At 48.7% G+C, this 25,436-nt stretch carries 17 protein-coding genes and 2 tRNA genes; 2 read left to right on the forward strand and 17 right to left on the reverse strand.

Annotation, left to right across the window (positions count from 1 at the left end; genetic code table 11):
* Both ACQY69_RS06870 and ACQY69_RS06875 read left to right on the forward strand, forming a co-directional pair.
* Nucleotides 1–1,233, forward strand: a complete 1,233-nt coding sequence (locus tag ACQY69_RS06870; protein ID WP_428259686.1) for a restriction endonuclease — start codon at nucleotides 1–3, stop codon at nucleotides 1,231–1,233.
* 426 nt (nucleotides 1,234–1,659) lie between these two features.
* Nucleotides 1,660–2,781, forward strand: coding sequence for a tyrosine-type recombinase/integrase (locus ACQY69_RS06875; protein WP_428259688.1), 1,122 nt, complete (start codon nucleotides 1,660–1,662; stop codon nucleotides 2,779–2,781).
* Between the two features lie 138 nt (nucleotides 2,782–2,919).
* Here the strand turns inward: ACQY69_RS06875 and ACQY69_RS06880 are convergent.
* The 17 genes from ACQY69_RS06880 to prfB all read right to left on the reverse strand — a co-directional run bounded on the left by ACQY69_RS06880 (nucleotide 2,920) and on the right by prfB (nucleotide 25,338).
* Nucleotides 2,920–2,995, reverse strand: a tRNA-Ala gene (locus tag ACQY69_RS06880).
* 62 nt (nucleotides 2,996–3,057) lie between these two features.
* Nucleotides 3,058–3,133: transfer RNA gene (locus tag ACQY69_RS06885), tRNA-Thr, on the reverse strand.
* 115 nt (nucleotides 3,134–3,248) lie between these two features.
* Nucleotides 3,249–6,650, reverse strand: coding sequence for a PD-(D/E)XK nuclease family protein (locus ACQY69_RS06890; RefSeq protein ID WP_428259690.1), 3,402 nt, complete (start codon nucleotides 6,648–6,650; stop codon nucleotides 3,249–3,251).
* 15 nt (nucleotides 6,651–6,665) lie between these two features.
* Nucleotides 6,666–8,132, reverse strand: a complete 1,467-nt coding sequence (locus ACQY69_RS06895; protein WP_428259692.1) for a geranylgeranylglyceryl/heptaprenylglyceryl phosphate synthase — start codon at nucleotides 8,130–8,132, stop codon at nucleotides 6,666–6,668.
* Between the two features lie 9 nt (nucleotides 8,133–8,141).
* A complete protein-coding gene (gene fabZ, locus ACQY69_RS06900; protein ID WP_428259694.1) occupies nucleotides 8,142–8,567 on the reverse strand; it encodes a 3-hydroxyacyl-ACP dehydratase FabZ in 426 nt (141 codons plus the stop codon).
* 12 nt (nucleotides 8,568–8,579) lie between these two features.
* Nucleotides 8,580–9,812 carry a beta-ketoacyl-ACP synthase II gene (gene fabF / locus ACQY69_RS06905; protein WP_428259696.1) on the reverse strand — a complete coding sequence of 411 codons (1,233 nt, stop codon included), beginning with the start codon at nucleotides 9,810–9,812 and terminating at the stop codon, nucleotides 8,580–8,582.
* Nucleotides 9,813–9,825: 13 nt separating this feature from the next.
* Nucleotides 9,826–10,569: a 3-oxoacyl-[acyl-carrier-protein] reductase gene (fabG, locus tag ACQY69_RS06910; protein ID WP_428259698.1), complete on the reverse strand. Its 744-nt coding sequence runs from the start codon at nucleotides 10,567–10,569 to the stop codon at nucleotides 9,826–9,828.
* Between the two features lie 88 nt (nucleotides 10,570–10,657).
* The gene (locus ACQY69_RS06915) at nucleotides 10,658–11,638 is read right to left on the reverse strand and encodes an ACP S-malonyltransferase (protein ID WP_428259700.1); all 981 of its coding nucleotides are present in this window, start codon (nucleotides 11,636–11,638) and stop codon (nucleotides 10,658–10,660) included.
* Nucleotides 11,595–12,548, reverse strand: a complete 954-nt coding sequence (fabK, locus tag ACQY69_RS06920) for an enoyl-[acyl-carrier-protein] reductase FabK (RefSeq protein ID WP_428259702.1) — start codon at nucleotides 12,546–12,548, stop codon at nucleotides 11,595–11,597. Before fabK ends, ACQY69_RS06915 begins: the two co-directional genes overlap by 44 nt.
* A gap of 342 nt (nucleotides 12,549–12,890) precedes the next feature.
* Entirely contained in the window at nucleotides 12,891–14,285 is a 1,395-nt protein-coding gene (locus ACQY69_RS06925) for a hypothetical protein (protein WP_428259704.1), read from the reverse strand.
* 56 nt (nucleotides 14,286–14,341) lie between these two features.
* A complete protein-coding gene (locus ACQY69_RS06930) occupies nucleotides 14,342–16,063 on the reverse strand; it encodes a hypothetical protein (protein ID WP_428259706.1) in 1,722 nt (573 codons plus the stop codon).
* 814 nt (nucleotides 16,064–16,877) lie between these two features.
* Nucleotides 16,878–17,348 carry a hypothetical protein gene (locus tag ACQY69_RS06935; protein WP_428259708.1) on the reverse strand — a complete coding sequence of 157 codons (471 nt, stop codon included), beginning with the start codon at nucleotides 17,346–17,348 and terminating at the stop codon, nucleotides 16,878–16,880.
* 51 nt (nucleotides 17,349–17,399) lie between these two features.
* Nucleotides 17,400–17,543: a hypothetical protein gene (locus tag ACQY69_RS06940; protein ID WP_428259710.1), complete on the reverse strand. Its 144-nt coding sequence runs from the start codon at nucleotides 17,541–17,543 to the stop codon at nucleotides 17,400–17,402.
* 482 nt (nucleotides 17,544–18,025) lie between these two features.
* A complete protein-coding gene (locus tag ACQY69_RS06945) occupies nucleotides 18,026–20,593 on the reverse strand; it encodes a hypothetical protein (protein ID WP_428259712.1) in 2,568 nt (855 codons plus the stop codon).
* A gap of 670 nt (nucleotides 20,594–21,263) precedes the next feature.
* Entirely contained in the window at nucleotides 21,264–21,914 is a 651-nt protein-coding gene (locus tag ACQY69_RS06950; RefSeq protein ID WP_428259714.1) for an HAD-IA family hydrolase, read from the reverse strand.
* 33 nt (nucleotides 21,915–21,947) lie between these two features.
* A complete protein-coding gene (locus tag ACQY69_RS06955) occupies nucleotides 21,948–24,233 on the reverse strand; it encodes a Tex family protein (RefSeq protein WP_428259716.1) in 2,286 nt (761 codons plus the stop codon).
* 3 nt (nucleotides 24,234–24,236) lie between these two features.
* A protein-coding gene (gene prfB / locus ACQY69_RS06960; protein ID WP_428259718.1) for a peptide chain release factor 2 occupies nucleotides 24,237–25,338 on the reverse strand; the annotation gives its coding sequence in 2 pieces (ribosomal slippage) (nucleotides 24,237–25,262 and nucleotides 25,264–25,338; 1,101 coding nt in all).
* Nucleotides 25,339–25,436 lie beyond the last annotated feature (98 nt).

Genomic DNA, 25,436 nt, shown 5'->3' on the forward strand with positions numbered 1-25,436 from the left:
ATGATATCATATTTATTTAACGAATACGGCATATTCGCCTTTATTGCCATATTCTTGTTAGTTGCATTAATATCAACAACGCTAAAATATGTAAGAACTTCTAAGGAATTAAGCAGGAGTGAGAAGAGCCAAGCGGAAATTTATCAAAGATTAAATTTCAAAATAAAAGAACATGAATCTGAAATTGCCAAAATAAAAAGCGAAAACACCAATTTAATAGATGAGAATAAAAGTCAGCGAAAATTGATTAATAATAGGAATGCGGAATTATCAAAAATTTTCAAGATGGAGCTAAAGTCACTCCCCTATCTAGCAGGAATCATGTCGGACTACATAACATATGATATTGAAATTCTTGCCAAGCAATTAGATTGGGGAGAAAACGTTGCAAGGCTTAATAAAGTAAATTCAATCAGAGAAATTCGCAAAAATGCAAAAGAAAAAATAGAAGCATATAAGATCTATGAATATCAACTACTATATCTGCTTCAGCTTTTTCCTGAATTGCGTGATTTGCTTGAAACCGATTTTAAAGATGTCCCCCCATCTGTGCTAAATTCAGAAGAAAAAACATCTTCAGAATCATTGAAGAATTATTTGAGCAATGAAGAATGGGAACGATTATCCCCCGCTGAAATAAACCAACTCGCTTTAGATAGATATGTAGCCTCAACAAAGAAAACAAAATGGCAGATTGGACGTGACTATGAACTATACATAGGTTATTTATACGAGCAAAAAGGATGGGAGGTAACGTATTTCGGGTCTGAAATGCGCATTTCGGACCTAGGGCGCGACTTGATCGCCACAAAAGATAACAAAACAGAAATAGTACAGTGTAAATATTGGAGCAATAAAAAACAAATTCACGAAAAGCATATTTTTCAACTTTACGGAACTACTGTTTCTTATATACTTGAACACACGGGCAACACCACAAATGTTGTTCCAAGGTTTGTTACCAACATAACTCTTTCTGACATGGCGAAAACCGTTGCTGATTATCTCAACGTAAACTATGTAGAACACCAAGCTATCGGCGATTTTCCAAGAATAAAATGCAATATTGGCATTGATGAATATGGCAAGAAAAGCAAAATATATCACCTGCCTATGGATCAACAATATGACAACGTAAAAATCAATCATGATAAAGGTGAATTTTTTGCATTAACTGTAAAAGAAGCCGAAGAGGCGGGTTTCAGAAGAGCATACAAATGGCATAACCATTAACCAGTTTGACGATATATATTTAACAAGGCAGCCGAAAAAGGCGGCTCCACCCGTTCTGAGTCTTTCGGAAAGGGTGATGCTTATGAGTACATATGAAGAATTTATGGTACTTTTGACCATCGGGCTACTCATTGTAGCGATTCTGAATGTTGCACATAAAAAATAGCCGTCCTGCTTTAGCCCAGTAGACGACTATTTTTTAGTTCTCTATTGCCGGAGCGGGTGCCCACTCACCTTACCGGCTGTCTTGCTAAATATATTATAGCAAATACACACAAAATGTCAATAAAAACAGCCCTGTTGGAGCAGGACTGCTTTTGAACCACGGGTTACGTGATTCACTGGTCTTACAAATATAGTGTACCATGTGACCCGTGTATTTTCAAGCGGGTATTTTTGTACCCAAAATTAGGGAAAGGAGGTCACATGGCAACAAAAAAGAACACCGCCATAAAGCGTGGCGACAAAGAATACAACTATTATCGGATAACCCGGACCGTCGGTCACGAGTGGAAGGACGGGAAGAAGATCCCTATAAAAAAACAGTTTACAGGAACCAGTAAGGGAAATGCGGAGCAGAAGTACAAAAAGTACTTGGAGAATCTACACAAGGAAAAAGAAGGCTGTATTGATAATACAAAACCCCTGGGTGACCTTATGCAATACTACGCAGACAACGTTCTCTCTGTTGATAAAAAATATGCCCATGGGACTAGACTGAGATACCTTTCCTCGTACAACGTTCACATTAAAGGTGCGGACTTTACGAGAAAAGCTGCCTCTCATGTTTCTGCGGCGGATATACAGATTTTCTATAACTCTCTCGATGTGACACTTAGTGTGATCAAGGGAATACAGAAGTTCATGGTGGCATTTTTCAAATGGGCTTCCGTGACAGAAAAGATCCCAAATGTTATGGATTCTGTAATTGTCCCAGAAAAGAAAGATAATAAGCAAAATGATGAAATTGTTATATGGAGTCAAGCCGAATTAAAGGCCATAATAGCGGCCCTGACGAACCACAGGCTGAGGTTTTTCGTTATCTTAGACATATATACCGGCTTGCGCATTTCGGAGCTTATAGCTCTTAAATATACCGATATAGAAAATGCCGTTTTATATTTACAAAGGCAGTTTTACAGAGGTGCGATATGCCCACCTAAATACGATTCGAAAAGATACCTTCCCTTGCATGAAATAGTCTTGCAAGAGCTGGAGCTTCATAAAAAATGGCATCAGCGTGACATGGAACGGTATAATTACAAAACCAATTATATTTTCACCAGTAGAAACGGAACGTTTCTCGATGAGAGAAATGTAAGGCGGGCCCTCAAAAGGCTTTACAAGGCTCACGGTATTCCATATAAAAAATTTCATGCGTTTCGCGCCACATTTTGCACTGAACTTTGCAAAGCGGGTGTTCCGCTGCAGGTGGCATCTAAGCTCATGGGCCATAAATCTGTAGAGGTAACTGCGAAATATTACACGTTCATATCTAAGTCCGAGATGAAGGAAGCTGTGAATCAACTTCCTGATTTCGCCTCTTAAAATATTTTACAACTTTTTTACAACTTTTGCACAAAAGTCACACAGGAATTTACAGGTTTTCACAGCAACTCATAGGAAACAAATAAATAAAAAACACGTTGGAATTTCAATGCTTCCAACGTGCTTTTTCATTGATATTGGTGGAGCATAGGGGGTTCGAACCCCTGACCTCATGACTGCCAGTCATGCGCGCTCCCAACTGCGCCAATGCCCCATTGCTTCAGGCTGGATCGCCTGCGCGTCCACCGTGTCGTTTTTTCATGAGTTATTGTAAATTGGAGCCACTGGCCGGGATCGAACCGGCCACCTGCACGTTACGAATGTGCTGCTCTGCCAGATGAGCTACAGTGGCTCGCTGAAAATCTACAATGACTATTTTACTATGTGTTAATTCTCACGTCAAGCGAGCAAATGCATTTTTATCGTTATTTTTCGCGATATTTGATAAATATCACGAGGCTGTCAGCTCACACCTGCTCGTATCCGCATCCTTGAAAAGAAGTGTCGAATATGCATATGCTCCTGTACCCGCAATACTTACATGCCGTTTTGTAATTGCCTTCCATATCCTTCTCCTTTTCACGTTTTGGTCTTATGTCGATACTGCCGCTGCAGATCTCGCCACAGATGCGTTCTACCTGTTCTTCCACCTGCTGATAGAGCTGTCCGAATTCCTCCTTTGACATCAGATATCCGCCTGCTGACGGTCTGTAGCTGCCGTCTTTTCCGCTGACTTTCACAGGTATCACGTGTGAAGCTCCGTCTATTTCTCCGTCCATCGCGCTTATGAGCTTTTCGTCGTTGAGGAGTATTCCTTCCAGTTTGTAGGCGTCCGCCATCCTTGCCTCCATCTCATCGGCATTTGCAGGCGCTGAAGACGTGTCCGCGTCCATATCCACATCCTTTATCTTGAAATAAAACACGCCGGCAGGCTCCTGATTCTGCAGAGGAGCAGCATCCAAAGCAGCCTTCAGATAAACCATCAGCTGCAGCTTATATCCCTTCCTGAAATACTCGGGATTTATGGTATCGGCTCCTGTTTTATAGTCGATTATCCTGATGCTGTCGCCCTCCAGCACATCGCATCTGTCTATTTTCCCCTGTATATAGATCTTCTTGCCGTTCAGCTCCACTTTTACCGGCGGAAGCGGACCACTCTTCCCAAAAGGATATTCGAACCGCATCTCTCTGATCTGGCCCTTTCTGACCTGCTGTACCATGGCCCAGGCGATCCTTTCACAGATCTCTATTATCCTCTCTGTCCGGTATCGTTCCTCTCTTCCCGAAGACAGCAGTCCTTCGCGATAAAGGCCTGCATCCTCTTCGATGATGGCCTTCACCTTCCGGCGGCATTCTTCCTTCCCTATGGTCATCCACAGTGAATCGGCATCATCCACAGAGATCCCATCCTTTTGTTCCGGAGTGAGCATCTGTGAAAATCTCATCAGACATCTGTGATACACGTCACCGATCTCACGGGCGCCTACCTGATAGACTCTAGGCTCCTCTGCCCGGAGCCCATACATCACAAAATGAGAAAATGGACATTTGCTGTACTGTTCCAATCTGGAAGCACTGACTTCCAGCGCTTCTCGATCACCACGGTATAAACTGTCGGCAAAGCTGTCTCCCAAAGCCTTTACACGATTATTGAAATCCATTCCGCTTCTGACACGTCTGAGATCATCCAGATCCTTTTCCTCATACCAATTCATGACCTGTAACCACCTGTCATCCAGAAGGCCATCGTCACGGTATTTTCTCAGCGCATCAGTCATGTACTGCAGCGTACCTTTTTTCGACGTTATCATGTCCATAAAGTTGTCAGAATCCTCCAGATCGCCAAACAGCGATACGCTTTCCGTATTTTCGACAAATTTTTCTCTGAGTGACGTAAAGACCTCCGACGGTCTGCACTCTTCCCCGTTTTCATCGACCTTACAGCAACTCACATAAAGGTATTCCTCAGGCAGACAAAATGTCCTGTAAATGGCCAGCTGCTCCTCCTGTCTGACTACCTCGTCTCCTTTGGAGACCTCCAGATCCATTTCTCTGAGCAGCTCCTTTTCCCTCTCACTGAGAAGACCCTCGTCGTCCTTTCCCATAGGCAGCACCCCTTCATTGGCACCTACCACCAGCAACGCTTTCAAGAGGCTTATCCTCGTCCTCTGCAACGTGCCTATTATGACACAATCAGGGCTGACAGGTACAAGGCCGATTTCCACTTCTTCCAGGCCTGCCGTCAGGAGCCGAAGCAACTCCTCGTTGGAAGCACGCTCATCCCCCGATATCTCCAATATCTGGTCAAGCATCTCACATATGACGTTCCAGCTCTGGGCAGTCTCCGCGGCATTTTCATGGAATCCCGCCTCTTCCTGAGCTTCCGATATGTCTTTCAATCGCGCCATCATGTCCATATCCTTTTCAAGGAAATCAAAGAGACCTCGGATCTTCTCCTCTACCGTATTGTGAACGCCTATGCGCGATCTGGCCTGCTCCACCATGTTCACCAGTATTTCCCTCAACTCGTTGAGCTTATTGAGATGTTCCGCACCACAGCTGTCCACGCCTTTGACAAAAGGCGTCTTCCACATGGATCCACGTATCCTGTACTGTCTCACATAATTTTCCAACAGCTCTTTTTCATCGCCGTCAAATCCTGTCACCTCAGATTTCACTATTCTCATCAAAGCCTCATCCCGATAACCTTTCGCTGTCACCTCCATCAGCGCCAGCAAAAAATTCACAGCCTGGTGATGCAGTACCTTCCTTTTTCTGTCCATAAAGACGGGGATGCCCCATCGCATGAAAGTCCTTCTCAATATCCCTCCTCTCGTATCAGTATCATTGCATACCACGACGATATCGCCGAATTTGTATCCTTTTTCCCTGACCAATGTCAAGATGAAGGCTGCCGCCCTGTCAGCTTCTGAATACATGTTGGAGGCTTCCGTCAACGTAAGTGGAGAAATGTCCGCACTGTCCCGCAAAAGACATCCATCGGTATTACCATTATCCCGTTCTCCCGGCGCCGCTTTATCCTCCGCACACTTTCGATTTCCCGGACTCAGCCTGTCCCACACTGTCCTGCGACGGTCTCCATCCATATCCGCCACCTGTACCGATACTCCCGTCCTTTCCGCGGCATCGACAAGCTGCCTTATCACATGTTCGGTAAGACGAAACACGTCATTGTCCTTTTCATAAGTCATTACAACGTTCACGCCGCGGGAAGCCGCCATAAGCCTTTCTATGACCAGTATATTCCTGGGAGTGAACGTATCGAATCCATATATCCATATCTCCGACTCCCGGACCATCGGCGCTTCCAGTATCCTGTCGCCGTAAAAAGCGATATAATCTTCCGAGTCCAGATACTTGCCTTCTATCTGCTCCTGATACAGCTTGTATATTTTCAGTATGTCCTCCAGCTTATATTTAAGATAGCTGTCCTCCTCGAGATTTTCCAACGCTCCCTGAAGATCCTCCGGTGTAACGTCGTATCGTTTCATCTCCGAAATAGCACCGTTGATCATATCAACGAACGAATTTTTCCTGCCCTTCCCTCTGTAAAGCTTCAGCTGATCGTCACAACGACTTATGACCTTAGTCAACAACATATGGCGCCCGTATTTATCTATCAGCTCCGGCCGTTTCCCGTCTGTCTGCTGTACTGCCTTGTGGCCCAGCGAGGAAAAATCAACGACTCTCAGATCCATCAGGCTCTTTTCTTGCAAATAGAAAAAGGCATCCCTCTCCGCCTGCAGCGAAAACTGATCCGGCACAAGCAGAAGGGTCTTGCCTTTTATATGGTCGAATATGAATTTTTCTCTGTCTGTCAGCTCTCCGCCGCGATAGATGTTGAGCATGGAAAATCTTCCTTTCTATGTGGTGAATTCCCTGAAAACATCCTTCACAGTCATTATACTTTCTATCTTCTCAGCGCTGACTCCGCAGAATATCAGTCCATTGTCGTAATCACCGCAGGCAGCCCGCCTGACAGCTCCAATGATATCGTAATCTTCTCTTCCTGTGGCCGCAAGACTGTCAGCGAACGAATTTTTCATCACTCTCACAGATGTCTTCATAGGACTTCTGATTATTGTAACATCATTTTCCGTACAGTTCAAATACAGCTCCTTGTAACGCCTGACAGCGTCGCACTCTTCAGTAGCCACAAACCTGGTGCCCATCATGATGCCGTCAGCTCCATAATCGTACACCTTTTCAGCGTCCTCCCTGCAGGCTATGCCCCCGCCTACTATCAGAGGACAGTTTTCAAGCTTCCCCAGCTCGGCTTTCACCTCAGCGATGATCTTATACCTGTCACCGCATGCTTTCTCCAGCTCCGACTCTTTGAACCCCAGAAGTCCTGCCGCCAACGGCCCCTGAAAAATAAACCCATCAGGAGTCCTGTTGTACTTCTGAGTCCACGTCTTGGTTATTGCAGACGCGGCTCTTCGAGACGATATGGTGGGTATCAGCGCTATTTTGCGGTCACTACAATACGCCGGCAGGTCTTTAGGAAGGCCGGCGCTGGTGACAATGACCTGTGCTCCGCCCTTTACCGCCGCCTTTACATACTTGCCGGCATCCCGATGAGTCCACATGACGGCTGCGCCTACCAGACCTCTTCCTCCGCCCGCTTCGACGTTCTTCCGGGCACGCGCCACTTCTTCCTCAATGACCCTGAGATTGACCGTCAGCGGATCTTTATCATATCCCTTTGTTCGCCATCCTATCTCAGAGGTCCCAATGAGACCAAGACCGCCCTCCAGGGCGACTGCCGCGGCCAGGCGGCTCCCTGCCACCCCTATGCTCATCCCGGCCTGTACTATGGGGACAGGCAGTTCGTTGCCTGCCAGCTTCATAGCAGAGAGCTTGAATTCTCTCTTTCTGGCATAAGCTGTGCTTCTCCTCATGAGGAGAAAATCATTTATGCTGCCGACAGATTCAACAAACCGGCTGATGCTGTCCTCAGGTATCCCGGAAAGAGCGGCCCTTATCATGGCTTCGTGGAAAGCCTCATGCTCCCGTACCACCCTGGCTCCCCGCTCTGACAGACTGATCTTTACCATGCGTCTGTCGGCCTCATCACGAAAACGCCTGGCATATCCTTTTTTTACCAGTCTGCCGACGGCTGTCGTCAGCGTACTGACCTTTATTCCGAGGATATTGGCCACATGGGTCATGGTCCTGGCCCTTCCTGTGCCTATGGCCTCCAGCGTGTGGACCTCCGTAATGGAAATGTCATCGTAGGAGGCCTTCTGTATGGCTTCCTCTTCCATCTTCATCACCGTATTGAAGATATTGACCAGCGTATCGTTCAGCTTCCTTATCTCTCTGTCCACGTCCGTCTCCTAACTGAAGGCAAACATTATCTCACACTTGCAGGCAAGTACATCGCCTACATAGGCTTCCGCAATACCTGTTCCCGTACTGCTCCTCAGTCTGTCAAGAGTCACATTGAGAGTCAGCGTATCTCCCGGCACTACCTGCTTTTTGAACCTGGCATTCTTTATAGCTCCGAAAACCGCCAGCTTTCCTTTATGTTCCGGCATGGAAAGGAGCGCGATGGCTCCCGCCTGAGCCAGAGATTCCACGATCAACACTCCCGGCATTATAGGCTGTCCAGGGAAATGTCCTTTGAAGTAGTATTCGTCCTCAGTGACGAACTTGGTGGCAACGATGGATCTGCCTACTTCCATCTCCTCCACCTGATCCACCAGCAGAAATGGTTCTCTATGAGGGATCACTTCCTTTATCTGCTCCTTGTTCATCAACATGTTGCGCTCCTCCTAATCCTCATATTTTTTCATTATGAGAGCAGCATTGTGTCCGCCGAACCCCAAAGAATTGGACAGAACATATTTGAGATCAGCCTCTCTTCCCTGGATAGGGACATAGTCCAGATCCAGCTCCGGATCCTGTTTCTGAAGACCTGCCGTAGGAGGTATGAAACCCTCAATGAGAGCTTTTACGCATATGACAGCCTCCAGCCCTCCTGCCGCTCCCAGCAGATGTCCCGTCATGCTCTTGGTGGAGCTTACAGGTACCTTTGTATCATCTCCGAAGACCTTCTTTATAGCGATGGTCTCAAAAGCGTCATTGTATGGCGTCCCTGTCCCATGGGCATTGATATAATCCACATCCGATGGAGCGATACCCGCATCTTCTATAGCCATTTCCAGCGCTCTTGATGCTCCCTCACCCTCCGGATCAGGCGCCGTGATATGATATGCATCGGACGTGGCACCATATCCAACGACCTCAGCCAGTATTTCAGCGCCTCTTGCCTTGGCATGCTCCAGCTCTTCCAGTATCAGCCATCCTGCTCCTTCGCCAAGTATGAAACCATTCCTGTCCACGTCAAACGGTATGGATGCTCTGTCAGGATCGGTAGTCGGATTCATCGCCGTCATATTGGCAAATCCCGAAAAAGATATCGGAGCCAATACCGACTCTGCACCGCCTGCTATGACTACATCGTTATATCCGTGCTTGATATTTCTGTACGCCTCTCCTATATTGTGAGTTCCGGCAGCACAGGCGGAAACTATGCCAAAGCTGGCTCCTTTGGCCTTGAACTCCATGGAAATATTTCCGGCGATGGCATTAGGCATCATCATAGGCACCAGCAAAGCAGAAGCCCTGGCAGGCGTATTCTTCTTCACACATTTGGACACCTCGCTTTCCAGTGTCGCCAGCCCTCCTATGCCTGTTCCTCCGTATACTCCGAACCTGTTCGGATCGACGTTTTCCCCGCTGACGATACCACTGTCAGCCATGGCCTCTCTGGCTGCCACCAGCGCATACTGGTCGGCTATATCAAGCCTTTTGGCAGCTCTTCTGTCTCCGAAATCAAAATCCTTCACTTCCGCCGCCAGCGTCACCTTCTGGCCTTCCAGATCAAATCTTGTTATCTGTGCTATCCCATGCTTTCCCGCTCTGACAGACTCCCACATGGCGTCTACATCATTACCTACAGGGGAAACAGCTCCTATCCCCGTCACAACAACTCTTTTTTCCATAAATGTTTCCTCCTTACATTATGATACCGCCATCCACGCTTATTACCTGTCCTGTTATATACGCTCCCATATCGGAAGCCAGGAAAAGGGCCGCGTTAGCTATATCCTCCGGCTGCCCCAGCCTTCCCAGCGTTATGTTCTTTGCGGCTGTCTCCTTTTGCTCATCAGTCAATACCGCCGTCATATCAGTTTCTATGAATCCCGGCGCGATGGCGTTGACTCTGATACCACGTCTTCCCAGCTCTTTGGCCGCCGAAAGAGTCATACCTACGATGCCGGCCTTGGACGCGCTGTAATTGACCTGTGCCGGATTTCCTTTGAGTCCTGATACCGATGCCATATTTATGATGACACCGTTTTTCTTTTTTACCATCAGAGCAGATAATTCCTTCATCATGTAAAATGTTCCATTGAGGTTGGCATCTATCACCTTTGTGAAATCCTCATCGCTCATTCTCATCATCAACTTGTCATTGGTTATGCCGGCGTTGTTCACCAGTATGTCGACTTTCTTGTCAAACTCATCTTTTATCAGACCGGCGACCCTCTTCGCCGTCTCCGGATCTGCCACATCGCCTTTGACCAGTTTCACCTGCGGCCCGAAGCCAGATAGTTCTGCCGCTGTCTTTTCCGCTTCAGCGTCATTACTCCTGTAGCAGAGGATCACATTGGCTCCGTTCCGGCAAAAGGCCTTGGCTATAGCTTTGCCTATCCCTCTGACGCCTCCCGTTATAACTGCTGTCTTGCCTTTCAACATATCTCTTCTGTTCCCTCCGATCGTTCTCCTTCCGAAAAGAGCGCCGGCCTCTCCGTTTTTCTCTGCGCTCTTAGTCTTATCAAACGCTCTAAATCAGTTCCTTCAGCTGCTGTACTGTTTCTTTCAATGTTTCCATATCCTCCACATGGAGCGCAGCTATGTCAGGACACGTCTTTTTCGTGAGTCCTGTCAGAGTTTTTCCCGGACCCACTTCTATAATAGCCTTCACTCCGTCACCATCGAACCGCTTGATGATCTCCTCCCAGTAAACCGGGCTCATGGCCTGCTTCGCCAGCATGTCGGTCATATACGCTCCCACATCGCCGCCGTCAAAATCCTTCATGATGTCATCGGCTGTCACATTGGCATATACCTTCATCTTCGGTTCTTTGAGCTCTGCTTCTTTGAGCACCGTTCTCAGCTTTTCCGCTGCCGGTACCATCATCGGGCTGTGGAAGGCTGTGCTGACGCCTAGAGGTATCGCTTTGACGCCTTTGGCTTTCGCGGCCCTCCTGAACCTTTTGAGCGCAGCTTTATCTCCCGCGACTACCGTCTGAACAGGGGAATTGAAATTGACGCCCTCAAGGATGCCATCCTCTCTGGCCTCTTCCACCGCCTCCAGTATAGCCTCTCTGTCGCCGATGCCTGCGGCCATGCCGCCTTTGGCGTTGCCTTCCTCATCGAGACCGGCTTCCTGCATCATCACGCCTCTCTTGGAAACTATGTCGATACCTTTGCTTATTTCATCTATAGCGCCTGCGGCCGTAAGTGCCGAATACTCTCCCAGACTGAACCCGGCCAGCGCATCGATCTCCAGCTTATCGGCAATTCCTTCCTTTTCCAGTTCCGCCATCAGCGCCTTGTAGGCAGCCATTGTGGTGGTGTAAATAGTCGGCTGCGTCACATGGGTCTGCTTCAGGGTCTCCTCGTCTCCGTTGAAACACCATTCCTTGACCTGGTCTCCGGCCATATCAAATATTTCTTTAGCCTCCGGGTAGCTGTCATAGAGGTCCTTTCCCATCCCGCTATATTGCGCTCCCTGCCCTGCAAATACTATTCCTATCTTCATAGATCTTCTCTACCTCCTTGAACATTTCCTCTATCATCTCCGCCGCCGGCTGCTCCTTGTGCACGAGCCCGGCTATCTGTCCCGACATGATATTGCCGTTGTCCGCATCACCGTCTCGCACTGCAGCTGCCAGCGTACCTGTGCACAGCTGGTTTATCTCTTCCTCCGGAGCATTTTGCTTCTCCAGAGAAAGTATTTTTCTGGCCAGCTTATTCTTTATTATCCTCACAGGATGTCCCGTGCTCCTTCCTGTTGCTACAGTGGAAGAGTCCTTCGCTTTCAGGATAGCATCCTTGTAGCCCTGGTGAATGATACATTCGTCAGCCACAAGAAATCTGGTACCTACCTGCACGCCCTTTGCTCCCAGCATATAGGCCGCTGCGATGCCCCTTCCATCGGCGATACCGCCTGCGGCAATGACCGGTATATCAAGTGCATCTACCATCTGTGGTACGAGGGCCATGGTTGTCGTCTCGCCGATATGACCTCCGGCTTCTGTACCTTCAGCTACGACTGCGTCAGCACCGGCCCGCTCCACTCGTGTCGCCAGTGCGACATTGGCCACTACCGGGATCACCTTGATACCGCATTCCTTCAGCTTGCTGATATATTTGCCTGGATTTCCCGCTCCCGTAGTCACCACAGGCACCTTCTCCTCGCATACCACATCCATCAGCTCATCCACATTGTCGGCCAGCAGCATGATGTTGACACCGAAAGGCTTATCAGTCATCTCCCTGGTCTTCTTTATCTGTTCCCTCAGCCAGTCGGCGCTCTGCCCGCCTGCCGCGATTATTCCCAGACCGCCGCCATTGCTGACAGCTGCCGCCAGATTGCATTCGGCTATCCTAGCCATAGCTCCCTGGATTATAGGGTACCGCGTTCCCAAAATCTCGCAAACATTTACCATCTTATCCCTCCTATGTCAACTTACCTGTCGGCGGCTCGTCTCCACGCCCGTTCGCAGCGCTTTGGTTTCGCCACCAAATACTTTGATTGTCAAACTATTTATATGGTATATAATACTATCCGCGAGCGGATTAGTCAAGAAAATCGGCCATCCAAAGAACGTTTTCCGGCTTTAGAGCCACCCTTTACAGACATTTTGCGTTTTCCGAAAAATGTCTGTAAAACCAAAACAGTCCAATTGGCAATATGCATCATTTAAAAAGAGTCCTATCACCAATATGCGATTGACAATAGGGCTCTTTCAGTTTTCTATGTATTCCTATATGATTTTACAGGCTTTTCTCTAGCTGCTTCTCTTTCTTCTGCCGTAAACCACTGTTCCGGCGGCTGCCGCTGCCGCGAGACCCATGATAACAAACATCAGCGTGAGGTTCGTATCGTCTCCTGTGGCGATGGCTTTATCGTTAGCCGCTGTGCTTCCAGCCGACTGATCCGTCGTGCTTTCCGTACTATCGGAAGGATTCTGACCTCCGGTAGTTATTTCATCTCCACTTTTAATCGTTGTTCCGTTAGCGGTAACCGCCCCGTCTCCATTGTTTTTGATTTTAACGCCGTCACCTTCTACTTTCAAATCGACATCTCCAGCAAGCACTGTTATTTCATCTCCACTGGAAGCGTCTTCAACGATCTCATTGATCTGCGCTTCGGTACCAGCATGGTATATTGACGCAGCTCCGTCTTTTGCCTTATATTCGATCAGAACTACTCCATCCGAAAGGAAATCCGTTGGAGCTGATGCAAAGCTTCCTCCCGTTACTATTATAGATGCTGTCTCTGCGCTCGGATCGGAAATTTCGATCCCTTCACCACCGTATGTCCCTTTATTGAGTTCTCCGGTTATAGTGCCGCCTTCTATGATTACCGTTGGTACACTTTCTCCATCATAATTTACCGCGATCACATCACCGTTGATATTTCCGGAAATGATCCTTGTCTCGGATGATGAACCTCCATAGGCCCACGTAATTACCGGGCCATTGAGTGTTCCTCCGTTGATCTCAGTACTTGACCAGTTCTGCACCGCCTGTTCACCAGATGTTATCGTGCCGCCCGTGATACTGAGACTTGAATAATCATCATTCTTGACGGCTATAAAGCCCTGCTGTTCCAAGGTACCGCCTTCGATCCTCAACGTTGCTACATTATCCGCATCAGTTCCCATGTTCCTTACCAGAGACGAGAAATAGCCGTCATTTGTGATAGTGGTTCCTTCCCTGACAGTCATACTCCCGTTATTGTCGATCACGTAGTAGCTGTTGTTGCCATCTTCTGTCGGTCCCGTGCTCGCTTCCGCGCTGCGGGTAAAGGTTCCTCCCGCAAGGATCGCTTCACCATAGTTCACCAGCGCAGCCCTTCCATGGGTCACATTATCCACCGTCCCGCTACCGATTATCGTAAGTTTCCCATTGTTTACAATAGTATGGCCGTCTGTATTCGTCACAGTCTGTCCGTTCAAGTCAATTGTAATATCCTTTTCGGAAGGGATCGTGATATTCCCGGTTATCGAACCGGTCAGCCTGATAGTCGTCGCCTCCGCAGCACTGTCTATCTGCCCTTGCAACGTGTTGTAATCACCCGCTTCCAGTTCTGCCGCACTTACACTGACCGGCATCGCCATCACCAGCGCCATGACGAGGGTCATGATACCGCACAGCAGGATCCTGCTTTTCTTTTTCATAATGCACCTCTTTCTCTATGCAACTGTCCTTTCATTCTGCAGTCGTTCTTCCAACCTCAGCTATGTCTTTTCTTTCTGCCGTAAATCACTGTACCGGCCGCCGCTGCTGCCGCGAGACCCATGATAACAAACATCAGTGTGAGGTTCGTATCGTCTCCTGTGGCAGTCGCACCTGTCTGAGTTTCTTCTGTTGTCTGGTTTTCTTCTGTCGATGGCTGCTGCGGGTTTTCATCGGATGGCTCCGTAGGAGTTTCCTCCTGTTCACCGTATATTCCGCCGTCGGCTATCGTTTCGCCGTTTACATTTATAGATGCTCCCGTTTTATTTTCTACCTTTACTCCCTCAGGAACTTCTATCTCCGTCTGTCCCGCTTCGACATTGAATACCGTAAGGGTATCGCCATCCTTCAGCTGTTTGAGGGCGTTTTCGAGAACAGTGTACTTATCTCCGTTCACGCTTGCCGCCCACTGTTTGGCGTTATCGTAGACGTCTTCTTCCACCGATGAACCGTCATTGTTATACGCGTATTCACCCACACATTTAGCCGTTATAGCACTTTTCTCCGTCTTTGAAACGTTGTTGTAGATATTCACATCGTGCTCCGGCACGGTATTGTCGTCGCCCTCTCCAGCGACAGGTGTCTCGGTATACTGAATATTACCCACGATTCCGCCTGCGAAGGTCGTGCCACTGATGTTTTCGGCATTGTTTTCGTTGCCTTCTACTACAGCCGTGTTGTATACCGTTCCGATTATGCCGCCGCCATCGTTGCCTCCGTCGATATCGCCATTGTTGACATTATCTATAACTTCTATTATCTCCTTGGCCGGATAACTTTCAGGTGCGCCATTATACCTTACCCAGCCGACAATGCCTCCGGTGCCGTAGGCTTCGCTATTATTCGTTATGTCGCCGTTGTTAGTACACCCGATCACGCTGCCGTAATTCTGCTGCTCAGCTACTATCCCTGCTACGTCAGCTCCATTGCCGGTGATATCAGCATTGTTGACGCAGTTTGATACGTTAGCTGAAGAAAGGCCCACTATCCCTCCAACAGCACCGGCAGTTCCACTCACCGTTCCGTTATTGACACAATCTGATATGGACATCTCCTGACCTATGGCTGTATAGTATGCCGCTCCGACGATGCCTCCCACGTTGGCTCCGGTGCCGCTCACAGAAGCCTCGTTGACACAGTTCGATATCGTGCCGCTTATCGTCATCCTGCCGACGATACCTCCGTTTCCTCTGGTAGCGGTAACGCTTCCGCTGACGGTGATCCTGTCAGCTGTAGCATTATTTACCATAAGGCCGATAGCTCCTCCGGCGCATTCGCTTCCAGACACATCGATATCGACACCGCTAAGATTGAGATCCTGTACAGTTCCTCCGTCGACTACTCCAAACAACCCTACGGCATCATCTGCGCCATCAGACTGTGATACCCTCAGACCTGATATCGTATGTCCCTGGCCGTCGAATATCCCTTTGAAAGCATTCTCCGTATACCCGGAGCCAGATCTGGTTCCTTCCCCTATCGGGGTCCACTCTCCATCGATGACAATATTCGCGGTAAGTACAACATATTTGCCGTCATAATCATTTCCCGCATTGACACTGTCACGAAATTCTTTAAGCTCTTCCAAACTTCCGATCGTATATGGATCAGTTTCCGTCCCTGTCCCGCCTATGGCCGCAAACGCCGTTGATGGTATCATCACAGCAACCATGAGCACAGCGGAAAGGATCGATATAAAACATCGTCTTTTCTTTTTCATAACTCTCCTCCAAGCGCACCAAAAGCTCTGATTATTCTCATAATATAGCAGCATACCCCCTCCCTGTCAAGTTTTGGGCACTTCTTATCGTGTGAAGACCTCAATTCCTCTAACATCAGTGTCTCTGATGTTAGTTTCCACGTGTGCCCCGTATCGCACATGACTACGAGGCCCTCTACGCGGCTTTGAAAATCGACGTGAAAAAATGTCCCCCTGCATGTTTAGAATTATCTCTTATACATATTTCCCCTGATCGGCGATTTTACGTATAAAGCTCTCCCGTGAATTCTCGTCTTGGGAAAGCTGGATGGGCAAACTTTATACGTTTTTCATCAGTTTCAATAAAATCATGTATAAAAACAATGGCGTGGTCCGCGTTGTTGTCGCCGAAAATTATACGTAAAATCTTCATACGCATCCAAAAAAGTATAAAAATCCGCTCAAAACCTCGTTAAACCGGATCTGCAATCGTCAGGCGTTATACGTAAAAATAAGAAAATCAAAAAATATGTATAATTTGCTGTCACGAACACCCCAGCGAGAACATGATCGAGAATATGATTAAGAATATGATTATGATAAAAGCATCCTCGCGTCAACGAGACTGCGAGGAGAAAAATCATTACGAAGATAGCAGCGTCCTCCATTCGATTTGTTTTCTTAAATTTACGCCCTCCATAGGACTGTGAAAAAAGAAACCATTTTGTGAAACAACTGCATATGCCTGCCCCGTTGTTTATTTGATCAAAATCACACGCCTAACAAAGCAATAAAGTAAAGAGTGGACTCATTACAAGTCCACTCTCATAAATTCTCATATATTAAAGGTATCTATACCGAAAGCCATCCCATCGGTGACATAGTTCCCGCCTGTCACCTGCAGAGTCTGGACATCTGCCGCGGTAGTCAGGGTGTCTGTGGAAAAGAACCTGTTATTTGAAGTCATGCTCACATCGTTAAAAATCACCGTAGAACCAGACGCGTCGATATCTTCATTGCGGAAGTTCTTCACGAAAGCTCCATTATCAGTATCTCCCGCATATGTTCCTCCATTCAGCGTCACGACGCTCTGATCCGCGACTTTGATAAATCCGTAAGATCCCGTATTGCTTTCGGGGATCGTCATCTCACTGCTGACCTGCGTGCCGTTCACCGTAAATTCCGCGGCGGTGACATTGAACAGCCTGTCCCCCTGCACGTTGTTTACGATCTCATAACCGTTGAGATCCAGCGTTATGCTCCTGTCTATCGAAATCACGCTGTCCTCTGAAGTGTCGCTTATCAATGTGACAGTCCCGCCCTCCGGGGCCGCTGCTATCGCTTCCGCCAGCGTCGCCTACTCTGTGCCGCCAACTTCCGCCACCATGTTTCCAGCGTTGACCGATACATCGCCGTTTGCATCAGCGGCGAGGGCTATGGCAGGTACCATCACGATAAATGCTGCCACGGTCGCCAAAACAGCCTTTACTTTTACCCTCATTTCGTCATCCTTTCAAATCATTATCGCGTTATCGTCCGATCACTTCTCAAAATTCCCTTTTCATATCAAAATAATACCCTTGACCCCCTAACCCTGTCAAGTTTTCAGGCGTTATCAATGGTATCAGATCGTTACCTTTCCTGCTTCTCGATCTCCTGCCTTTATACTTCCTGCTACAGCATCACCATCACCGCCTTACACTTGCCGTCCCACCGTTGCTCCCCCTGTTCGCCGCAACCCGGTCTCCGAATGCCGCCCGCCGCAACCCTTTCCCCCATAAACCGCAGACAGCCCGGCGGTCTCAGGTCTCCCTTCGACAGCCAGGCTGTTTTTTATCTGTATATTTATCGGCTTTGATCAGACCCTTTCGTATCCGCCCTTCACTTACGCAGAGCCCATGCAAGAACTCCCGGGATCATAAGCTTTTTCACCCGCTGAACCTTTTAGCCAGACCGGAAAACCACTGCTTCCCGCCAGTACTTCTAGCTATGCTTTCTCTTTCTACCGAAGATCACTGTCCCGGCCGCTGCCACTACTGCCGCTCCCATGATAGCAAAGACAAGTGTCAGATCCGTGTCGTCTCCCGTAGCGGCGGATTTGTCATTAGCCGCTGTGCTTCCCGTAGGATCAGTGCTTCCCGGCTTAGTCGGGTCCGTCGGCGTCGTCGGATCTGTCGGCTCCGGTTTTTCCGTTACCACCGTATCATTGCCCTTCACAGGCTCATCGTTTACAGTGACAGTACCGCCGCCGCTGTTGGAAACTTCGACTCCTCCTACAGGGACAACGAGGTCCACATCACCCTGGATCACTTCGATTTCATCCCCCGACGCAGCGTCTTTTACGATCTCGTTTATCTGTTTTTCAGTTCCTACGAAATAAGTGTCATCGTTACTGTGGGTATACTTAACGGCAACTTTCCCTTCCTCTACATATTGTGTCACATCGCTGCTGAACTCACCGCCAGCGATAATTATTTCCTCTGTATCAGACGTCGTTTCTTCATCTTTTAACATCTGTACTGCCGTGCTGTTGGTGCTGTCAAAGGTACCGCTTTCGATATTTACAGTGATATCTCTGTCGTAGTTTCCTTCTACGTAGACGGCATCGCCTGTATCCGTCACGCCACTGTTTACTCCGGCAGGGTCATTCTTTTCTCCCGTACCGGAGATCTTCGCTCCTCCTTTGATCGTCACTTTACCGCCTTTGACGGCTACTCCTGTAGTGCCTGTGATAACTGTCCCGTCAATAGTCAGGCTGCTGTCAGCAGGTGGGAAATAGAGCCCTATGGCATTAGGCGCGTTGACTGAGCCACCTTTCAGGTTGATATTGACCCCGGTGCTCGTACCGTTGCTGACGATGCCGTAGTGACCGTCGCTTCCCGCTCCTGTCGCTGTCAGATCGACATTTTCCAGATTCAACGTCACATTATGATAGTATACCGGATCTCCAGGACTGGCAGTACTTGGTATACCAACTTCCGCTCCGGTCCCGTTTTCCGTCACCATCGTACCGTTTTTGATCGTCAGCGATGCGTCGCTGGTGTTCAAACGGATCACTGGCGTATCGTTGCTGCTCGTCACGGTATTTCCGTCCAGGTCAAGGATCAGCGCTTCACCGGAACTTAACGCAATAGCGCCATTATAGTCATTCAGCAATACAGCCGTTTTATTCACATCGTTCCTGGCCGCCGGCACGAAGCTTCCGTAAATGTACTGCTTGCCGTCTTCCGATGTCGACAGGAATCCTCCCGTCTTTACATAGGATGCCGCCGTGTCACTGTATTCGATACATGTGCTTGTCCCAAGTTCAATATAGGTATCGCCTGTTGATATCAGTTCTATATCGTCTCCCAGTGTCAATGGCAGCAGATTCTGGCTGTTGCCTGAATTTACACGCAACGGAGTTGCAGCCGTTATCTTTGATATGCCTGATCCGCCATTGATGACGGAAACACTTCCTCCTGTCCCTGAAGTACTATATTTTGAAGCGAAGTTGATACCATAGCCCTCTTCCGCAGCATTTGTAATGCTATGCCCGTTCAGGTCTATGATGGCGTTGTCGACACTGACCTCTACAGACTGACTTCCTTCATAATCCTGAAGTAATGTCAGCGTCTCTCCGTCCTTCAATTCAGACGCCGCTTTGACAAGAGAACCATACAGCTTATCACCGATTTTAGCTACAGCATCATCCTCTGTAAGTGGCCGTACGATCCAATGACCGTCTACTTCCTCAGCTATAAGCGAAGCCGGAAGATAAGCAGACACATCCTGCTCAAACCAGCAGTTCAGAACAAAACTTTCTCCGACGCTACCAAAGACTCTTCCGACCGTACCGCTGTTGAGTGCGACTGACGCAGAATTACTGCCTGCATAGACACTCGACACATATACCGTCTTTGCCTCTTCCTCTGTCTGGGTATTTCCAGCTGGCGCGTTACCGACCGTAAGTTTCGATGTGGCCGCCGAGAGAGAAATGCCTCTGATTCCGCCTTCAATGCGCCCGCCGGTCACATCGGCAGTGCCATTGGCGTTTACCATTACTACATATGTCGCATTTGATTGTGTCTGTCTGACGATACCGCCAGTCATGTTGAATACATTTTCCGACGCTACGCGGACTGCCGCTGTCCAACCCGTACCTTCCAGCGTTCCGCTCTGCAGCAGCAACTGGTTGCCGCCTGCCGTATTTGCGTCTACGATATAATCAGTCCCGGTTATCTTACCATCCGCGTTATCGCTGCTGTCGCAAATCGTCAGATCTCCGCCCGAGAGTCTCAGAGAATATTCACCCGTGGTCAATACCTGCCCGTTGAGATCGAGGATGATATCCTCGTCAACGATTATATCCGAATCAAGCTCGGATCCCTGCGTCAAACTGATGATACTGCCATCCTCGGCCGCCGCAACCGCCTCTTTCAAAGACGGATACGGTACGTCTCCTATCTGGCAAACATTGCCCTCCTGCGCGAACGCCGCCGCAGGTATCATCAATACCATCATGACAAAGGCCGAAATACTGCTTAAAAGCGTCCTTCGTTTCTTCTTCATAATTCACCCCTCCGCTTCATTCATCTTCGCATCATACAACCTATGATCGTAATTGCTATGTCTCGATTATATATCACTCCCCCTACCCCGGTCAACAACGGGTATCTGCGTTTCCATTCCATTTATCCACGTTTCCGCTTCATCTCCCCCTCCATGTCGAGAACCGCAGATCATTATACTTTACAGATATCGAAGGGTTTTGTCCGATTATCTGTAATTTTTTCAGCGTCCGAGAAGCCTCCTCCTGCGCGATTTCGTGAAAATCACTGTTTTTGTTCTGGACCAAGACGATCCAATATCTTCAACCCCATTGGGTTTTACAGATAATCATCAAAAAATTGAGAAAATCTGCAGACTTATAGCGACAGAACGCTGCCGCGCCCTGCTGACCGCGCAAATTCCCCAACGAATCAGCCCTGTATCCAAGCCGCCGTTTTCCCAATATAGAACAAAGTCGGCTTCGCCGATTCCCTTTCAGCGGTAGACTTTGTTACCTTCCGGCCTGTCCCGCAAAGCGGGGCAATACCATAAAACGATTTTTCCTGCATGATCAAAAAAAGACCACATTACCACGATCTCTTTTATGTTCCTAAATTTATCTGGATGTATCATCTGCCGGGAATGTATGGTATGCCGACAGCATCCTCCCGCCAGGACGATTACATGACGATTATATTATCTCCAGCAGATCTTCTGGCTTCTCCAATATGTAATCAGGCGCCGCGTCGCCGAGGTCTTCCTTCGTCTTCCCACCGAGAACCAGGGACCAGGACACCAGCACTGATTTGACTCCCGCGTTTTTCGCGCACAGCAGGTCGAACAGCGTGTCTCCCAGCATTATGGTATTCTCTGGTTTTGAGCCCAGCTTTTCCAGAGTTATATTGACCGGCTCGGGATCCGGCTTGTGCTTCGTCGTGTCGTTGGCTGTGATGATGACGTCGAAATACTGTTTAATCCCGTACTTTTCCAGTCCCTGCATCGTGGTGTTGTAAAGCCTCGATGTCACCAGAGCCGTCTTATATCCTCTCGCCTTTACCTCACAGATTAGTTCTTTCATGCCGGGAAACAGATTTATCAGTTCTCCGAAATTATCTCTGTGAAAGCTGCGATAAACTTCCACCGCTTCATCAGCCGGTACGTCGGGGAAAAATTTCCTCATCGTCACCTCTAAAGGCTCTCCGAAAGTCCCCAGAATGACTTCCGGATCTTCCTCCCTGTTTTCCAGTGTCCGGAAAGTGTGCTGCCACGACATCATGATGACGTCGTTTGTATTCATAACGGTCCCGTCAAAATCGAAAAGTACCGTATCTATCTTGTTCATGTCGACTACTCCTCCCGTGGTTCTCACCAGGCTTCAGCCCTTCCGCTGCTTCAGTTTCATGGTGAGCCCGATCTTCTGTTTATCTCTGTCGATAGTTATGATCTTCACTTTCACTGTATCGCCCACAGACACCACATCCATCGGATGTTTGACGAATTTGCTGCTCAACTGGGAAATATGGACGAGGCCGTCGTTCTTGACACCTATGTCGACAAAAGCACCGAAATCAACTACATTCCGTACCGTCCCTTCCAATTCCATCCCTACTTCCAGATCGTCAAACGATCTCACATCATTGCGAAAAACCACAGGCGGCGCATCTTCCCGGGGGTCGCGTCCCGGCTTTTTCATCTCGCCGATTATATCCGAAAGAGTCGGCACACCGATACCCAGATCGGCAGCCATCTTCTCCACAGCTTTCTTCATATTCCGTTTCGGCTTTCTCTCTTCCGCTGCTGCCTTTTGAGAAAGTGCTTTCAGATCTGCCAGACTCTTGGCTCTCGTCCTTCCTGCCTTAGTCTTCTCCTCTTCGCCATAAACAGCCCATACGCGCTCGTCTATATCTGGGATACCACCATGTCTCAGGTCTTCTTTATCCATTCCCAGTTTGGCAAGCATGGCTTCGGCCGCCTTATAGGATTCAGGATGGACGGAGGTGGCATCCAGCGGCTCGTCTCCTCCTGAAACTCTTATGAAGCCGGCGCACTGATTGAATGTCTTCTCTCCCAGCTTGGAAACGTTCTTCAGCTCACTTCGTTTTTTGAATGCTCCCTTTTCCTCTCTGTACGCCACGATGTTCCTTGCGATCCCCATGTTGATGCCGGCCACATGAGCCAGCAGCGACGGCGACGCAGTGTTGAGCTCTACGCCCACTCTGTTAACACAGTTTTCCACTACGTTATCCAGGGCGCTTTCCAGCAACCCCTGATTTATATCGTGCTGGTACTGGCCCACTCCAATGCTCTTGGTAGGGATCTTCACCAGCTCCGCCAGCGGATCCTGAAGCCTCCTGCCCAGGGACATGGCACCTCTGACGGTCACATCCAGATCCGGATATTCCTCTGTTGCCAGCTTCGAGGCTGAGTAGACCGATGCTCCCGCCTCATTGACTATGGTGTAGTGGATATCCCGCCCCGATTTTCTGATGAAATCAGCCACAACTTCTTCAGTCTCCCTGGAAGCTGTTCCGTTGCCGATGACGATGGTGTTTATTTTAAACTTGTCAGCCAGCTTTCCAAGCACAGCTTCCGTTCCTTTTATATCCTTCTTAGGCTCTGTCGGGAATACGGTCGTATAGGCCAGCAGCTTTCCCGTCTCGTTGATGACAGCTACCTTGCAGCCTGTCCTGTATCCCGGATCGATGCTGATTATCCGAGCCCCTTTTACAGGCGGTACCATCAGCAGCTTTTCGGTGTTTTTTGCAAAAACTTTGACCGCCTCGGCCTCCGCCCTTTCCGTCAGCATGCTCCTGATTTCCCTTTCGGCGGAAGGAGCCATCAGCCTCTTGTATGCGTCGGTTATGGTATCCCGAAGCAGCTCTGTGAACGGGGATCCTTCGTCAGTTATGACGTGCTCCCCGATGAGGGTTTCCATCTTTTCCACGTCGGCGCTGACCTTCACCTTCAGTTTTTTCTCCTTCTCGCCCCTGTTGATGGCCAGTATCCTGTGGTTTGGGATGGATCTGACGGCTTCTCTGTATTCGTAATACATATCATACACCGTCTTTTCCTCCGCATCCACAGCCTCTGTCTCAATGGCCGCGGTCTCATATGTCTTCTCCCTGACAGCCGCGGTGATATCCGGATCATCAGATATCATCTCAGCGATGATATCGCATGCTCCCGATATGGCATCCTCGACAGTCTCCACGCCTTTTTCAGGGTCGATAAAAGGTGCCGCCAGTTCTTCCGGTGAGCCGGCATCGTCCTGCTGCTCCCGGAATATAAGGGCCAGAGGTTCCAAGCCCTTTTCCTTCGCCTTTGAAGCTCTTGTAGCCTTTTTCTTTTTATATGGCTTATAAAGATCTTCCACTCTCTGGAGGACCTCCGCCTCATCTATCTGCGCCCTCAGTTCATCATTCAGCTTTCCCTGCTCGTCGATGAGCCTGATGACCTCGTCTTTTCTCTCCTGCAAATTCCGCAAGTACGTCAATCTCTCGTCGATGTCTCTCAACACCTCGTCGCTGAGACCTCCTGTAACTTCTTTTCTATATCTGGCGATAAATGGGATAGTGTTCCCTTCATCAATAAGAGCCACAGTATTCTCTACCTGTGACTCTTTTACATTGAATTCTCCGGCGATCATCTGGATGATGTTCATCTGTTACTCCTTCTGTTTAAGCTTTTCATTTATGAAATAGTCGATGTCCCCGTCCATTACAGCTTCCACATTCCCGACTTCTGCGCCGGTCCTGTGATCCTTGACCATGGTATATGGATGGAAAACGTAAGATCTTATCTGGCTTCCCCAGGTTATCTGGCTATAATCGCCTTTCAACTCGTCCAGACTCTCCTTCTTTTCCTGCTCCTTCAGCTCGATCAGCTTGGACATCAAGAGCTTCATGGCCGTCTCTCTGTTTTGATGCTGAGACCGCTCGTTTTGACATGTAACCACGATGTTGGTCGGTATGTGTGTTATCCTTATGGCGGAATCAGTCTTGTTTACATGCTGTCCGCCTGCGCCACTGGAACGGAACGTATCTATCCTCAGATCTTCACTGTTTATCTCCACCTCAACGTCATCGTCTATCTCCGGTATCACATCCAGCGACGCGAAGGAAGTATGCCTCCTGCCGGAAGAGTCGAAAGGAGAGATCCTGACTATCCTGTGGACGCCTTTTTCGTTCTTCAGATATCCATAAGCGTATTCGCCTTCCACCAGCAGCGTCGCACTTTTGATACCGCCCTCCGTATCGTCCTGCATGTCTATGAGCTTAGCCTTGTAACCCTTCTTTTCACACCATCTGGTATACATCCGAAAAAGCATCTCCGCCCAATCCTGGGCATCCGTACCGCCTGACCCCGCATGTACGGAAATTATGGCGTTGTTCTTATCGTACTTGCCATTGAGGAGCGTCCTCAGCCGCAGATCCTCCAGCGCAGCCGATAGCCTTCCGAAAGCCTCTTCAGCCTCATCGGCAAAAGCTTCGTCCTGTTCTTCATCAGCCATCTCTATCATGACTTCCAGATCCTCCATCTGGCCTTCCAGAGCGTCCAGTTCAGACAACTTATCCTCGATGGACTTCTTCTCCTTCATGACCTTCTGAGCTGCTTCCGGATCGTCCCAGAATCCGTTTTCATTTACCTTTTTATCTATCTCTTCGAGTCTTACTTTGAGCCCTGCCGGGTCAAAGGGACTCACCTGCCTCTTGCAGCATCGTCTTCAGTTCAGGCATCTGGCCTTTTATCTGGTCGAGCTGTACCATAACTTCACATCCTTTTCAATTTTATATTTTTATAGAACACCCTGTGACATTCACGTCCGGGCTGTTTCCGCTCCCTTTCGCTCGCGGACATCCCTCGC

Source organism: Gallibacter sp. Marseille-QA0791 (genome assembly GCF_965119705.1).
Taxonomy (GTDB): Bacteria; Bacillota; Clostridia; order Peptostreptococcales; family Anaerovoracaceae; genus Lentihominibacter; species Lentihominibacter excrementipullorum.